The 14126-nt window shown below is 57.1% G+C and carries 10 protein-coding genes; 5 read left to right on the plus strand and 5 right to left on the minus strand.

Going from position 1 to position 14126, the window contains the following annotated elements; genetic code table 11:
* Nucleotides 1-17 precede the first annotated feature (17 nt).
* Nucleotides 18-1352: an aminotransferase-like domain-containing protein gene (locus tag ABIB18_RS13275; RefSeq protein ID WP_354474313.1), complete on the plus strand. Its 1335-nt coding sequence runs from the start codon at nucleotides 18-20 to the stop codon at nucleotides 1350-1352.
* Between the two features lie 211 nt (nucleotides 1353-1563).
* On the opposite strand, the gene ABIB18_RS13280 is transcribed toward ABIB18_RS13275, so the two are convergent.
* Nucleotides 1564-2484, minus strand: coding sequence for an AraC family transcriptional regulator (locus tag ABIB18_RS13280; RefSeq protein ID WP_354474315.1), 921 nt, complete (start codon nucleotides 2482-2484; stop codon nucleotides 1564-1566).
* A 104-nt stretch (nucleotides 2485-2588) separates the two neighbouring features.
* Here ABIB18_RS13280 and ABIB18_RS13285 point away from each other — a divergent pair, with 104 nt between their 5' ends.
* Together ABIB18_RS13285 and ABIB18_RS13290 are read left to right on the plus strand one after the other, a co-directional pair.
* Nucleotides 2589-3422: an oxidoreductase gene (locus tag ABIB18_RS13285; RefSeq protein ID WP_031374380.1), complete on the plus strand. Its 834-nt coding sequence runs from the start codon at nucleotides 2589-2591 to the stop codon at nucleotides 3420-3422.
* Between the two features lie 323 nt (nucleotides 3423-3745).
* Complete coding sequence (locus tag ABIB18_RS13290; RefSeq protein WP_069729159.1) at nucleotides 3746-4285, plus strand: P-loop NTPase family protein; 540 nt, start codon at nucleotides 3746-3748, stop codon at nucleotides 4283-4285.
* A 337-nt stretch (nucleotides 4286-4622) separates the two neighbouring features.
* On the opposite strand, the gene malT is transcribed toward ABIB18_RS13290, so the two are convergent.
* Nucleotides 4623-7325 carry an HTH-type transcriptional regulator MalT gene (gene malT, locus ABIB18_RS13295; RefSeq protein ID WP_354474317.1) on the minus strand — a complete coding sequence of 901 codons (2703 nt, stop codon included), beginning with the start codon at nucleotides 7323-7325 and terminating at the stop codon, nucleotides 4623-4625.
* Nucleotides 7326-7609: 284 nt separating this feature from the next.
* Between malT and malP the strand changes: the two genes are divergently transcribed.
* Complete coding sequence (gene malP / locus ABIB18_RS13300) at nucleotides 7610-10012, plus strand: maltodextrin phosphorylase (RefSeq protein WP_316554179.1); 2403 nt, start codon at nucleotides 7610-7612, stop codon at nucleotides 10010-10012.
* Between the two features lie 8 nt (nucleotides 10013-10020).
* Nucleotides 10021-12096 carry a 4-alpha-glucanotransferase gene (malQ, locus tag ABIB18_RS13305; RefSeq protein ID WP_354474319.1) on the plus strand — a complete coding sequence of 692 codons (2076 nt, stop codon included), beginning with the start codon at nucleotides 10021-10023 and terminating at the stop codon, nucleotides 12094-12096.
* A 41-nt stretch (nucleotides 12097-12137) separates the two neighbouring features.
* Here the strand turns inward: malQ and ABIB18_RS13310 are convergent, their stop codons facing one another.
* From ABIB18_RS13310 to malM, 3 genes are all read right to left on the minus strand, one after another.
* Nucleotides 12138-12623, minus strand: coding sequence for a type II toxin-antitoxin system YhaV family toxin (locus ABIB18_RS13310; protein ID WP_069729155.1), 486 nt, complete (start codon nucleotides 12621-12623; stop codon nucleotides 12138-12140).
* A gap of 5 nt (nucleotides 12624-12628) precedes the next feature.
* A complete protein-coding gene (locus ABIB18_RS13315) occupies nucleotides 12629-12976 on the minus strand; it encodes a type II toxin-antitoxin system PrlF family antitoxin (RefSeq protein ID WP_371316239.1) in 348 nt (115 codons plus the stop codon).
* Between the two features lie 199 nt (nucleotides 12977-13175).
* Nucleotides 13176-14105, minus strand: a complete 930-nt coding sequence (malM, locus tag ABIB18_RS13320) for a maltose operon protein MalM (protein ID WP_031377706.1) — start codon at nucleotides 14103-14105, stop codon at nucleotides 13176-13178.
* Between the last annotated feature and the right edge of the window lie 21 nt (nucleotides 14106-14126).

A 14126-nucleotide genomic window follows, 5' to 3' on the forward strand; every position in this document is an offset into this window, starting at 1 on the left:
TGTCATAGGTACAATTCATGAGGGTGCGCTATAAAGCTGTCGTGGATGAATATGCCGCTGCGATCCGAAACGGCAGCCTTCCTGCCGGTGCACGGCTTCCAACCCACAGGGCACTCTCAGTGGATAAAGGCATCTCCCTTGCCACTGCAACCCGCGTTTACGCAGAGCTGGAAGCCATTGGCCTGGTGCGGGGAGAAACAGGCCGCGGCACCTTTGTCCGGGATATCTCGTTACCTGCCGGCCAGGGTATTGATCAGCTGGCATTGGCTGCTGATGTGCTGGATCTCAACTTTAACTACCCTTCCCTGCCAGACCAGAAGGAGCAACTGCGCGATTCAATGCGCCAGCTGGCCGCCACTGGCGATCTCGAATCGTTGCTGCGTTATCACCCTCACGCCGGAAGAAAAACCGATCGGGATATCATCGCGACATGGCTGGCAACCGCCGGTATTGCGGCATCTGCGGATGACTTGCTGATTGTGAACGGTGCACAGCACGGTCTTACCGTCGCAGTGATGGGTTTGCTGAAACCCGGTGATGTGGTCGCTGTGGATGCACTGACCTATCCTGGTTTTAAAGCACTGGCCACGCTTTATCATCTGGAGCTTGTGCCCATACCCACCGGCGTGAGCGGCCCTGACCTGACCGCACTCCGGCAAATCTGCCAAAGCAGGCGCGTCCGGGCGATCTACACAATGCCCACGCTGCATAACCCCCTGGGCTGGGTGCTGAGCCACGCCCAGCGTAGTGAGCTCGCCCGTATTACCCGGGAATTTGATTTACTTGTGATAGAGGACGCGGCCTACGCTTTTCTGGTCAGTCGCCCACCACCCCCGCTGGCCTGTTATGCGCCTGAAAGGACGGTCTACGTTACCGGCTTTGCTAAAAATATTGCCACCGGCCTGCGTGTCGGCGTGGTGGTCTCTCCGGCTGGAATGCGACAACCTCTCGAACGCGCTATCAGGGCCACGACATGGAATACACCCGCCCTTATGGTTGCGATAGTTTGTGGCTGGATTAAGGATGGAACGATAAGAAAACTGGAATCAATGAAGCGGCGCGATGCCCGACAGCGTCAGGCCATTGCGCGCGAGATAATGGGTGACGGCCAGTGGATAAGCCATGCCAGCGCTTATTTCATCTGGCTGCCCTTACCCGCAGAGGTCAGGGCTGAACGAATTTTGCATCGATTAATGGACCAGCAGATATCAGTTTCAACCGCCGAGCCATTCAGTACATCATCAAATGTGCCGCACGCCATACGCCTCGCGCTCGGCTCGGTCAGCCTGGACAGGCTCCGGCTTGCCCTCACTGCAGTGAAGGAAACCATCAATTATGAAAAAGACATCTAGATAATGTTAAAAGGCTGCCTCTGCCAAATGACTGTGCTTTTTAAAATTAACAATGTGCGTCTTTCGCTTATTTCGGATATGGGCACAGGCATCGTCAGTCCGCTTTGCGCGTGCCGGCCAGGTACGTCGCGCTGTGCCTGGTGACAGTCGATACTGCGCCAACATCAGACGTTGCCTGGGTCACGGTTTATTCAGCTATGTCGAACAGACCTTAATGCGATGAAACAAATACCGACGCTTGCTGTACGGGCGGAACGGCGAAGTGACGCTGCATGCATTTTATCTCCTCAGCCGGCGGCAGCCCAAACAGGCGTTTGAACTCGCGATTAAATTGCGACGGACTTTCGTAGCCGACGGCATAACTCGCGGCGGCGGCAGTGATCTGCTGACGCACCATCAACATCCGCGCCTGATGCAGGCGTACCGATTTCACATACTGCATCGGCGGCATTCGGGTTATTGCTTTGAAATGGCTATGAAATGTCGGCACACTCATGCCGGCGTCCATCGCCAGTTGTGTCAGTGTTAACGGCTCAGCATAGGTCGCATGGATGCGCTGCAGCACTTTACCTATTTTGCCAAACTGTCCCTGCAGGGCCAGTGCGGCGCGCATTGCATTGCCCTGTGCGCCCGTCAATACGCGGTAATAAAGCTCACGCACCCGCGCAGGGCCGAGGATCGCCGCATCAAGCGGATTGTTCAGGACTTCAAGCAAGCGCAGCACGGCCGTTTTTACCGCGTCGTCCATCGGGCTAGACATCATGCTTTGCGGCGCGGCGGGAGGATGCGGGACATCATGTTGTTCAATCTGCAGCATCAGTTCCGCGGCCAGTTGAAAATCCAGATGCATATAAATCGCCAGCAACGGATGTTCTGCTGACGCCTCGGTTTCCATCACAAACGGCACCGGCACCGAAACTGCAAGATAATGCTGTTCATCATATAAATAAGTCTGCTGACCAAAATAGCCGCGCTTGCTGCCCTGGCAAACAATCACGATCCCCGGATCGTAAAGCACAGGCGTTCGGGCAAGCGGGCGATCGGCACGCAAAATTCTCACGTCAGGCAACGCAGTAAGGTTATACCCCTCCTGCGCCGCCAGTGCTTTCACTAAGGTCATCATCCCCGACATCACACCACCTCATAAAATCAGGCAAGAAAAAGAGAAGATACGGCCTGAAAATGCAGCAGAACATAAAATACTATGCAACTTCCACAGTTCAGGGGAGTTTTTTTATGACATCTGTAAAAACGATTTTAATCACCGGCGTCAGCAGCGGCTTTGGTCAGGCGCTGGCACAGGAAGCCCTCGCCGCAGGCCATCGGGTGGTGGGTACCGTTCGCACCCGCGAAGCACAGCAGGCTTTCGAGGCGCTCAATGTGCAGCGGGCTTTTGGCCGTCTGCTTGATGTCACCGACTTTGAGCGTATTGATAAGGTCGTTGGCGAGATTGAGTCTGACGTCGGTCCGATTGATGTGCTGGTAAACAATGCCGGTTACGGCCATGAAGGCATAATGGAAGAATCATCAATCACAGAGATGCGCCGCCAGTTTGACGTGAACGTGTTTGGCGCAGTGGCGATGATCAAAGCCGTGCTACCAGATATGCGCCAGCGCCGTCGTGGCCATATTATTAATATCACCTCAATGGGCGGTTTCATTACCCTGCCCGGCATCAGTTATTACTGCGGCAGCAAATTTGCACTGGAAGGAATATCTGAAACGTTAAGCAAAGAGCTTGCCCCGTTCAACATACAGGTGACAGCCGTGGCACCTGGCTCGTTTCGCACCGACTGGGCCGGGCGATCAATGGTTCGCAGCGTTCGCAGCATTCCGGACTACGACGCGTTGTTTGATCCTATTCGCCAGGCTCGTGAGGAAAAAAGCGGTAAGCAACCTGGCGATCCTGTAAAGGCAGCCCGCGCCATACTGGCAATCATTGAGAGCCAGACCCCGCCAGTGCATTTATTGTTAGGCAGTGATGCATTACATTTAGTGCGGCAAAAGCTCACGGCTTTAGGCAAGGAAATGGAACAGTGGGAAGCAATAACACGTTCAACGGATGGTTAATCCGCGACTGAAACAGTGAGTACGCTGGAACACGTAATATGGCCGGTCGTACTGACGGCCATTTCGCGCGGGCCATAGTGCTGATGCTTTTGCAGCACGGACTTCGCTTCGTGCGATTGCGTCCGCCCTGCGCTCAACGCCGACCGTAACCCAACGGCAGAAGCTGAACTTGCCGTATACAATCTGACGCCTGGCAATCCTGTCGGTTAGTGCCCCCAACCGGCGTCCTTTTCTGGCCTGCCGCCGCACCGAAAAAGACTTTAAACTATTAATACTGTTACCCTTAGTTGTGTTTTTTTCCGGGAACGTTGAAGGACTGATTTATGAATACATCGTTATCACTGGAAGAACTGGGCCCACGCATCTGCATTATGGGACCCTCAAACAGCGGTAAATCAACGCTGGCTGATGCGATAGCGCGTAAAACATCTTTGCCTTTAATCCATCTGGATCAACTGCATCATCTGCCGGATTCAAAATGGGTCCCCCGGAAACCAGAGGATTTTTATCAGTTACATGCTGAGGCGGTGCAAAAGGAAAAATGGGTGATGGAGGGCAACTATACAAAATGCATACATCCACGACTCGAACGTGCCACAGGGCTAATCCTGCTTGATGTACCGGTGCCGATAGCGTTGCTGCGCTATATTCGCAGATGTTACTCATCAAAACCCAGAATCGGCGGGCTCAAAACCGGCAGGGAGAATGTTAGCTGGGAGATGCTCAAATACATTGCGCTTATTGCGCCTGCAAACCGCCTTCGCTACAGGACGCTGTTTGAGCAGATTACGATCCCCCGGCTAATGCTGACGTTACCCCGCGAGATTAACGCCTGCTATCAACGCTGGGATCTCAACAAATAGATGTTTCAGTAGTTGATGAGACTGAGCCGGTAAGGTCATTGGGTAATCACCAGAGAAGCCGGGCTTTGTGGTCATGCGATGGATGTCCTGTTTCAGAATCCAGTCCTGCGGCCAGCCTGATGGGTGCCTGCATCAGCGCAGTGTCTGCCCCACTTCAACGCGCGCTTTATAGATGAAAACCGGTTTGCTGATATGCGGTGGTTCTTACGCCGGTCTGAACAGCCGCCGTTGAATCATCCGGATGGGGTGAAGGCGGGATGTTTCCTCATTAACCTTTTTACTTCTGATTTCCCTTCAGCATAAGCGGGCGGATGCCCGCCGGTAGCAACCCAGGTCGTCAGACGTAACCCATCATTTTCAGCAGCGATTGCACCTGATTCATCGCCTCCGTACGATGCGTCACGCCCAGCTTCTGGTAGAGATTGCGGATATGCGTTTTGATGGTGGTGGACGCCACCGCCAGCTCGCCGGCAATTTGATCGTTGCTGTAGCCCGAATAGATCAAGCCCAGCACCTGCCATTCACGCTGCGTCAGCGGACTGGTGCGGATCAATTCCGGCACGTCAGGATGGTTGAGTAACCGGCTGACAAATCCCTCATCAAAATGGGCGAACTTATGACGGTGGTATTTGTTGATCTCCAGCAGGATCCGCCGGGCACGGTGATTGTCCAGCTCATTCAGGGTATTCAGCTGGATCAGCTGGCGCAGCTGCTGAGCCATCATCTCGCCTTCAATGACAAAATGACTGATAAAGCCGGTACTGCGCGCCAGTTTCAGCGCCTCGATCAGCGTGCGCTGCGCGTCGGCTTTGCGATCGGTTTGCCAGTAAATCTGATTAAGCAGCAGCAGGTTACGATTCAAATCGCTCATCAACCGCAGGGCGCGAGCATTTTCATTCAGCTCCTCCAGCACCACTTCCGCCTGGCTGACATCGCCGAGTAAAATCTGCGCCCGGGCGATGTTGCGCCACTGTCCCTGCAGGAAATGGTTATTGGCGAAAGCCGGTTTCGGCGTTTGCCGCATCCAGTTGCTGGCGCTCTCGTTGTCGCCGGTCATCTGCCAGTAGATCACCCGCACTTTATCGGCGTTAGCGATCCAGTCGCTGTGCCAGTTGCCGTTATTCAGCAGGTTTTCCAGCCGATTGAGGTAGCTACGCGCATTATCCAGATTGCCACGCGCCAGCGAGCACTGCACCAGCAGCCCCAGACACTGGATCTGCTGTTGCGGCTGAAAGCCGGTCAGTACTTTGATGCCTTCGCGTGCCGCCTGCTCTGCTTCCTCCAGCCGTCCCCACGCCCACAGCAGCTGAGCGCGGATCCGCAGCAGAAATTCATGCAGCGGAAACTGCGCCAGGTGCTGCTCGTCGACCAGCACAAACGCCCGGCTCTGGATCTCATAGGCCGCCTGTAAAAAGCCCTGAGCAAACAGGATTTCACTCTGCTGAATCAGGCTCCACAGCGCGTAGTGCCAGACTTCATCACGGCGCGCCATCTGTTCAGTCTGGCGCATCAGGTTAAGAGAATTGTCTAAGTCGCCTTTGCAATGCATCACCTCACCGTGCACCGAGGTCGCCACAATGCGGCTGTAGTGACGGCTGGCGGGCAGGATATCCAGCGCCTCTTTCGCCAGTCGCTCCGCCTCATCGGTGTTGCCATCATTGATCGCCACCTGAGCGCGCAGCGCATTAAATTCGCCGCGCAGCGCGTCGTCAATCTCGCAGCGGCTGGCCTGTTCAAAGCGGGCCAGCAAACTGTCCACTTCGGAAAAGCGATGCTGACTCTGCATCAGCCACGCCTGCAGCAGCACCAGCATCGGATTTTCCAGCATCATCTCCCACGGCAGCGCTTTCAGGGAGTTTTCCAGCAGCGGCAGTTCGCTCTGATTAAACAGCGTCCAGGCGTGCTTCTCCAGCACGTCGCGCAGCATGCTGGCATCGCCGGAGGCCAGCGCATGATGGATCGCCTCGCCGGGAAAGCCCTGCGCCATCCAGCTTTCCGCTGCGGCCCGATGCAGTGCCGGCAACTCCGCCGCCAGTTCCCACTGACAGCGCTGGCGCAGAAAATTGCCAAACAGCGGATGGTAGCTGAACCAGCAACCGGAATCGTCCATCCGCTGTAAAAACAGCCCCTGACGCTCAATCTCTTCCAGCCGCATCTGGCCGTTCTCTTCGCGGGTGACACCGGCGATCAGCTCATCGGTCATTGAGCGCAGCAGCGCGGTTTTGAGTAAAAAATGGCGGGTCGGCAGGTCGACATTATCCAGCACCTCTTCCACCAGATAATCGGAGAGATGGCTGGCATTGATGCCGGAAAGGCGCCGCGCCGAGTCATGTGCCGCGCTGGCACCCTGGCGCGCCGACAGCACGATCAGCTGCAGCGCGGTAGCCCAGCCTGCGACGTCATCGCACAGCTTGCCGCTCTCCTCGCTTTCCAGCGGCGCGGCCAGCCGGCAGTCGAAAAACTGGCGCGCTTCCTGATGGGTAAACGCCAGCTGCTGGCTGCCGAGTTCGATCAGCTGCTCACGCACCCGCAGGTTAGCGATGCCGAGCTGGGGCAGATTTCGTGACAGCAGGATCAGGGTCAGATTTTCGGGTTGATGACGCAGGAAAAAACGCATCGCGTCGTGAATAACCGGATTGGTGATCAGATGGTAGTCGTCAACGATCAGCCACAGCGGCTGCTGCCACTCCACCAGCTCAATAAACAACTGAGAAAACAGAGCGTTGAGATTAACGTATTGTCGCTTCTGCGCCAGTAATTCACTGCGCGGACAGCCGCCGTTGCTGGCCTGTTGCAGTGCAGCAATCAGGTAGTCGGCGAACCGCTCCGGCTGATTGTCACCCTCGTCTAAAGAATACCAGCCAAGATGCGTTTTACCCGCCGCCCACTGCGACACCAGCGTGGTTTTGCCGTAGCCCGCCGGACTGGTGATCAGCACCAGCCGGTAATTGCCGGCAGCGGTCAGTTTTTGCAGCAGTCTTTCACGGATGACGGTGCCTTCAAGGCGAACCGGGCGGCTGAGTTTTGAGGGTATTAGCATGGGCGCACGTTTCTCCGTTCACGTCAAGCGCATCATTATTTTACGCTTCGTAATTATTCCTTACACACGTTCAGCCATTCGCCTGGTGAATGCAAGCAAACCCATTAACTAAACTTTACAAAAGCGCGCGAAATCACACTCCTGGCATGCTTTCAGATTAGCCTCAGCCTCTCCACCCTCCCTATCCTCCTGGTCTAATTCGCTTCAGGAGGAGGAGCCTTATCTGTCGCACGGGCAAACTGGTGTCACATTGACCCATTTACTGTTCTGACAGGACACCAACCATGACACAGCCCGTATTTAACCCCGAACATTTTACTGCTGCCCTGACGCGTCAGTGGCAACGTTTTGGTCTGCGCGATGCGCGTGAAATGACTCACGCTCAGTGGTGGCAGGCGCTGAGCGGCGCGCTGGCCGATCTGCTGGCGGCACAGCCTCCGGTTGCGGCAGACAGTTCGCTGCGCCACGTCAACTACCTGTCGATGGAGTTTCTGATTGGCCGGCTGACCGGCAACAATCTACTGAACCTCGGCTGGTACAACGCGGTCAATGAGGCGCTGGCGGGCTGGGATATTTCACTGACTGAGGTGCTGGAAAATGAAACCGATCCGGCGCTGGGTAACGGCGGCCTCGGGCGACTGGCCGCCTGTTTTCTCGACTCAATGGCGACGGTCGGACAGCCTGCCATCGGTTATGGGCTGAACTACCAGTACGGTTTGTTCCGCCAGCGCTTTGAAGACGGCGCGCAGCACGAAACCCCTGATGACTGGCAGCGCGATCGCTATCCGTGGTTTAACCATAATGCGGCGCTGAATGTCGAAGTAGGTTTGGGCGGCAAAGTCACCACCGTCGATGGACGCCCGCACTGGCAACCGGCATTTGTGCTGCAGGGTGAAGCCTGGGATCTGCCGGTGGTGGGCTACCAGAACGGCGTCACTCAGCCGTTACGCTTGTGGCAGGCGAAGCATGCGCAGCCGTTCAATCTTAACCGGTTTAACGACGGTGATTTCCTGCGCGCTGAACAGCAGGGAATCGACGCCGAAAAACTGACTAAAGTGCTCTACCCGAATGACAATCATCAGAACGGCAAAAAGCTGCGTCTGATGCAGCAATATTTCCAGTGCGCCTGTGCGCTGGCCGACATTTTGCGCCGCCATCATCAGGCCGGACGCAGCATTGAATCGCTGGCCGATCACGAAGTGATTCAGCTCAACGACACGCACCCGACGCTGGCGATCCCTGAACTGATGCGCCTGCTGCTGGATGAGCATCAGCTCAGCTGGGATCGCGCCTGGCAGATTACTCAGCACACCTTTGCTTACACCAACCACACCCTGATGCCGGAAGCGCTGGAGTGCTGGGATGTGCGTCTGGTGCGCAGCCTGCTGCCGCGCCATATGATGATCATCAATACCCTCAATACCCAACTGAAAACCTTGGTTGAGTCACGCTGGCCGGGCGATGAAGCCAAATGGGCGAAGCTGGCGCTGGTGCATAACAACCAGCTACGCATGGCGAACCTGTGCGTCACCAGCGGCTTTGCGGTAAACGGCGTTGCCGCCCTGCACTCCAAACTGGTGGTGCAGGATCTGTTCCCGGAATATCACCAGCTGTGGCCGGAAAAATTCCATAACGTTACCAACGGCATCACGCCGCGTCGCTGGATCAATCAGTGCAACCCGGCCCTGAGCGCGTTAATCGATAAAACGCTGCAAAAACCGTGGCTGAACGATCTTGATGCGCTGCAGGGCCTTGAGGCGTTTGCCGACGATGCGGCGTTCCGCGCCGAATATCGCGCTATCAAACAGCAGAACAAAGTGGCGCTGGCCAACTGGGTTGCCAGCCGTACCGGGATTGAGATCGATCCTGAGGCGCTGTTCGACGTGCAGATTAAACGCCTGCATGAGTACAAACGTCAGCATCTGAGCCTGCTGCACATTATTGCGCTGTGGCAAACGCTGGTCACCGATCCGCAGGCGAATCGGGTGCCGCGCGTGGTGCTGTTCGGGGCCAAAGCGGCACCAGGCTACGCGCTGGCGAAGAACATCATTTATGCCATCAACAAAGTCGCGGAAACCATCAACCACGACCCGCGGGTCGGCAACCGTCTGAAGGTGGTGTTTGTGCCGGACTACAACGTCTCGGTGGCAGAGCGTCTGATCCCGGCCGCCGATCTCTCCGAGCAGATTTCCACTGCCGGTAAGGAAGCCTCCGGCACCGGCAACATGAAGCTGGCGCTCAACGGTGCGCTGACCATCGGAACGCTGGACGGCGCTAACGTTGAAATCGCCGAACAGGTCGGCAGCGAGAACATCTTTATCTTCGGTCACACCGTAGATCAGGTGGTGGCGTTAAAGGCTGACGGCTATGCCCCGGCGCAGTGGCGTAAGAAAGATCATCAGCTCAATCAGGTGCTGCAGGCGCTGGAAGATGGCACCTTCAGTCAGGGCGACTGCGCGGCCTTTGAGGAAATGCTGCACAGCCTCGGTCCGCAAGGCGGCGACCCGTATCTGGTGCTGGCCGATTTTCAGCCCTACCTGGATGCGCAGGCGCAGGTGGAAGCGCTGTGGAGCGATCAGGATGGCTGGACGCGCGCTACCATCCTTAACACCGCGCGTTGCGGCATGTTCAGCTCCGATCGGGCCATCCGCGACTATCAGCAGCGCATCTGGCAAGCCACGCGCTAAGGAACGCCATGAAAACCGAACAGGTACTGGATCAGTTTTCTCTGGCAGGTATTGCCGCCGAGTATATTAATGCCCACGGCCAGCCGCAGGCGATTCCGACCGGCACCCGCCAGCGTTTGCTGGCGGTGATGCAGCCGCCGCGACCGGCGACCACGCCGCTGCCGCCGGTGGCGATTTTTCGCAGCGGCGAAGTACTGACTCTCGCCCCGCAGCTCAGTACGGACGCGCACTGGCAGCTCACCCGCGAGTCGGGTGAAATCACCGCCGGGCGTTGCCAGCCCGGGCAACCGCTGCATCTGCCGCCGCTGGCAGAGGGCTATCATCAGCTGTCGCTGCAGCAGGCACATCAGCAGTGGTCCTGCCAGCTGATTATCGCGCCGCCGCGCTGCTATGAGCCGCCCGCGCTGATGGCGGGTGAGGCTTTATGGGGTGCCTGCGTCCAGCTGTATACCCTGCGTTCGGCAGAGAACTGGGGGATCGGTGATTTTGGCGACTTACGCCGGATGTTGCCGGCCATAGCCGCACGCGGCGGCGCATTTATCGGCCTTAATCCGATCCATGCGCTGTTCCCGGCTACGCCTGACAGTGCCAGCCCTTACAGTCCCTCGTCGCGCCGCTGGCTGAATGTGGTTTACATCGATGTAGCGGCGGTGGCGGATTTTCAGCAATCGCCTGCGGCACAGGCGTGGTGGCAACAGGCCGACACCCGGCAGGCTCTTGAGCTGGCGCGTACGGCTGAGTGGGTCGATTATCCGGCCGTTACCCGGCTCAAAATTGATGCGCTCAGCTTAGCCTGGCCGCAGTTCGGGCAGCGCGATGCCGCCGACCCGGAGGTAAAAGCGTTCAACGACTTTGTTCAGCAGGGCGGCGAAAGCCTGTTACATCAGGCGTTGTTTGATGCGCTGCACGCCGACCAGATGGCGCAGGATAGCCAGCGCTGGGGCTGGCCGGTATGGCCGGAGGCGTTGCAGCAGCCCGACAGTCCGGCGGTGCAGCAGTTTCTTCAGCAGCACGGCGACCAGGTGCGATTCTGGCTGTGGTTACAGTGGCTGGCCGCCCGGCAGTTCGCCGCCTGCTGGCAGTGCTGTCAGCAGCAGCAGATGCCGATTGGACTCTATCGCGATCTGGCGGTCGGCGTAGCGCAAGGCGGGGCCGAAACCTGGAGCGAGCGCCATCTTTACTGCCTGGATGCCAGCGTCGGCGCACCGCCCGATATTCTGGGCCCGCGCGGTCAGGACTGGGGCTTGCCGCCGATGGATCCGCAGGTGATGCGGCAGCGGGCCTGGCAGCCGTGGATCGCCCTGTTACGTGCCAACATGCGAGACTGCGGTGCGCTGCGTATCGATCACGTGATGGCGTTACTGCGCCTGTGGTGGATCCCTGCCGGTCAGGGCGCTGCTAACGGCGCTTATGTGCACTATCCGATTGATGATCTGCTGGCGATACTGGCGCTGGAAAGTCAGCGCAACCGCTGCATGGTGATCGGCGAAGATCTTGGCACCGTGCCGGAGGCCATTGTCGATAAGCTGCGTGACGGCGGGGTTTATTCCTACAAGGTGCTCTATTTTGAGCAGACTTCAGCTCAGGGTTTTCGTCCGCCGGCCGAGTGGCCGCGTCAGGCGATGGCGGTGGCCACCACCCACGATCTCCCGACGCTGCGAGGCTGGTGGCAGAGCGATGATTTGACCACCGGAGACCGGCTTGGCCTCTACCCCGACAAGGTGGTGCTGGCCGGGTTGTATCAGGATCGGCTGCGGGCGAAGCAGGCGTTGCTGCACAGTCTGCACCGGGTCGGTGCCCTGCCCAAACGTGCCGGACGCGATGCACGCCGTACCCAGATGAGCAAAGCCCTGAACCGGGCGATGCAGCGGTATCTGGCGGACAGCCACAGTGCGTTGCTGGGTCTGCAACCGGAGGACTGGCTTGATATGGCGGCTCCGGTCAATATTCCCGGCACCAGCGACGAGTATCCGAACTGGCGACGTAAGCTCAGCGCCACGCTGGAAACGCTGTTCAGCGATCCCGCCACCGACTCGCTGCTGCGTGATCTGACGGCTCGCCGAAAACGCCTCGCTAAGAGATAAAGGCTGATTGAAAGAAAACCCCGGCTGCTGGCCGGGGTCATTTAGCGTTCAGCATCAGGCTGATGATAAGCGTCCATAGCCTGAGCCTGCTTTAACAGCGTTTCCCAGTCATCAGGGGGATAGCCGCCGTCAAGCATCATGGCAAAGACTTTATAAGCATCGCGCTTACTGCCATAAGCACGCTTAGTCTCTGAGTCATTCATCCACGCCAGAATAATGGTTTTGTACTGTTCGCTGTACCTGAAGAATAATCGATACTGCATTAGAAATTTTGCACGGAACCAATGCCTGTTGTGATCGCCCAGCGTGCTTCCCTGGCGGAACTTCGCCTGAGTCGGATCGGCACCGATTTCACTGTTAATGACTTTGAATACCGCGGCTAAAAGTTTGGTGGCTGCTTTTTTTTGGTAGCTTTCCGGGTGTTTAACCCGGAGTGATTCTACTTCATCCACTAAGGCAATCAGTTGCGACCCAAAGCAGGGATGAAGATAAATTTTCCATTCCTTTACAGCAGCACGATCAATCATCAGATTTACTCGTCGTCCGTGAGCGGTGCATCCAGATTAACATCCATTCCCGCGGTTAAGGATGCAATGCGTGTGACTAATGCGGCGTCCAGCGTTTTAATCTTCTCTGGATGCTGGCGCATATCATCCGCAAGGAAACTGAGAAAACTCGCCATAACCGGATCATCATCCGACACCGTTTCCTGCCGGCTGATAAGCACTTTACCGCCAGGAAGAACCGCATATTCAATATTTTCGCCAGGTTGCAGGTTCATCGCATCACGAACGGCAGCGGGGATAGTGGTCTGGCTACGTGCGGTCAGTCTCGAAGAAGCCCGCAGCGATACGTCAGCCTGAGTTAAATTTCCCATCATTCGCTCCCACAAAAAGGTAAAAAGATAACCTCATAATAATGCATCTGCATTGGCAATGCAAATGCATTATGTGCACTTACAGGGTGGGTATGACGCGTTGTTTACGGCTTTATGCTTCCGGGTAATCTGGCGTGATAAGCATAAAAAAGGTGCGCCGCAGCGCACCAGGTGGGACAACATCAGTATTGTCGGGGCCGTTTCACCCCTTGCCTTTAACACTACTGATAAAGGTCTGCCGGGCGGAGGTCGATCCCAGCCGCTCGGCTTCATCCAGCAATTTCAGCGCCTTATCGATATTGCCGCTGTTCACCGCCTGTCTGATGTTCTGGTTAAAGTAACTTTCGGTCTCATTGATGATCGGCTCAGCTTTGGCTTTGGGTGCCGGGGCCGGTGCAGCGCTGTAGGCGGCTGGCGAAACCGCAGCGGTGTTGCCGACGGTAACCGGGCCAGGGCCGGAAGAGCCAAACAGCGGGCCGACCAGAATTGATGAGCCGGAACTGGTCTGCAGTTTCAGCTTCAGCGTCCCTTCACGGCTGTGACGGGCGATCGGATCGGGAATATCCGGTACCGCGTGACCGGTGCCCTGCGCGTAAGCTTTCGCCGGGTCAAGCAGTGTGGTGGTCTGGGTCAGATCCTGCTCAGTGGTAAACACCAGCAGGTAAATTTTTTGCTGGCCAAGCGCCGGCGTGAGCTTCATCACCCCTTCCAGCCGGTCCGCCGCCATCACACCCGGTTTCTGGTAGGTGAAGTAGCGACTCGGGAACCAGGCGGCGGGCCGCATATTTTCATCCAGCACCAGCACGTTCGGGGCGAAAACCTGATTGTTCGCCACTTCGCTGCTCAGCGTCAGCGTCAGTTCACCGATATTGGCCGGCAGACTGTAGGCCGCCACTGGTCCGGCAACGTGCGGAGCATTCAGTGACTGTCCACTGGTCGCCAGCTGGGTAACCTGGGTCTGAGAAGCGGCAACCGGCAGCCAGCTCAGGTGTTGCAGCGTTTCCGGCGCAACCTGCGGAGCAGAGGAGAGATCCTGCGGCACCAGATTGATGTCCGCCAGGGCTGGCAGACTGTGTCCGGCCAGTAACGCCGCGCTCAGGCAGAGCGCCGTCAGGGTTTTTGTCATTTTCATTATGCCTACCTTATTGCAGGC

This window comes from Pantoea sp. UYEF8, from assembly GCF_040546285.1.
In the GTDB taxonomy this organism is placed as follows: Bacteria; Pseudomonadota; Gammaproteobacteria; order Enterobacterales; family Enterobacteriaceae; genus Pantoea; species Pantoea brenneri.

Bases quoted from the DNA above. Each gene is read 5' to 3' on its own strand.
- ABIB18_RS13285 (WP_031374380.1), top strand. From the start codon at position 2,589: ATGACATCTGTAAAAACGATTTTAATCACCGGCGTCAGCAGCGGCTTT.
- ABIB18_RS13310 (WP_069729155.1), bottom strand. From the start codon at position 12,623: ATGATTGATCGTGCTGCTGTAAAGGAATGGAAAATTTATCTTCATCCC.
- malM (WP_031377706.1), bottom strand. From the start codon at position 14,105: ATGAAAATGACAAAAACCCTGACGGCGCTCTGCCTGAGCGCGGCGTTA.
- ABIB18_RS13280 (WP_354474315.1), bottom strand. From the start codon at position 2,484: ATGTCGGGGATGATGACCTTAGTGAAAGCACTGGCGGCGCAGGAGGGG.
- ABIB18_RS13315 (WP_371316239.1), bottom strand. From the start codon at position 12,976: ATGATGGGAAATTTAACTCAGGCTGACGTATCGCTGCGGGCTTCTTCG.
- ABIB18_RS13275 (WP_354474313.1), top strand. From the start codon at position 18: ATGAGGGTGCGCTATAAAGCTGTCGTGGATGAATATGCCGCTGCGATC.
- ABIB18_RS13290 (WP_069729159.1), top strand. From the start codon at position 3,746: ATGAATACATCGTTATCACTGGAAGAACTGGGCCCACGCATCTGCATT.
- malT (WP_354474317.1), bottom strand. From the start codon at position 7,325: ATGCTAATACCCTCAAAACTCAGCCGCCCGGTTCGCCTTGAAGGCACC.
- malQ (WP_354474319.1), top strand. From the start codon at position 10,021: ATGAAAACCGAACAGGTACTGGATCAGTTTTCTCTGGCAGGTATTGCC.
- malP (WP_316554179.1), top strand. From the start codon at position 7,610: ATGACACAGCCCGTATTTAACCCCGAACATTTTACTGCTGCCCTGACG.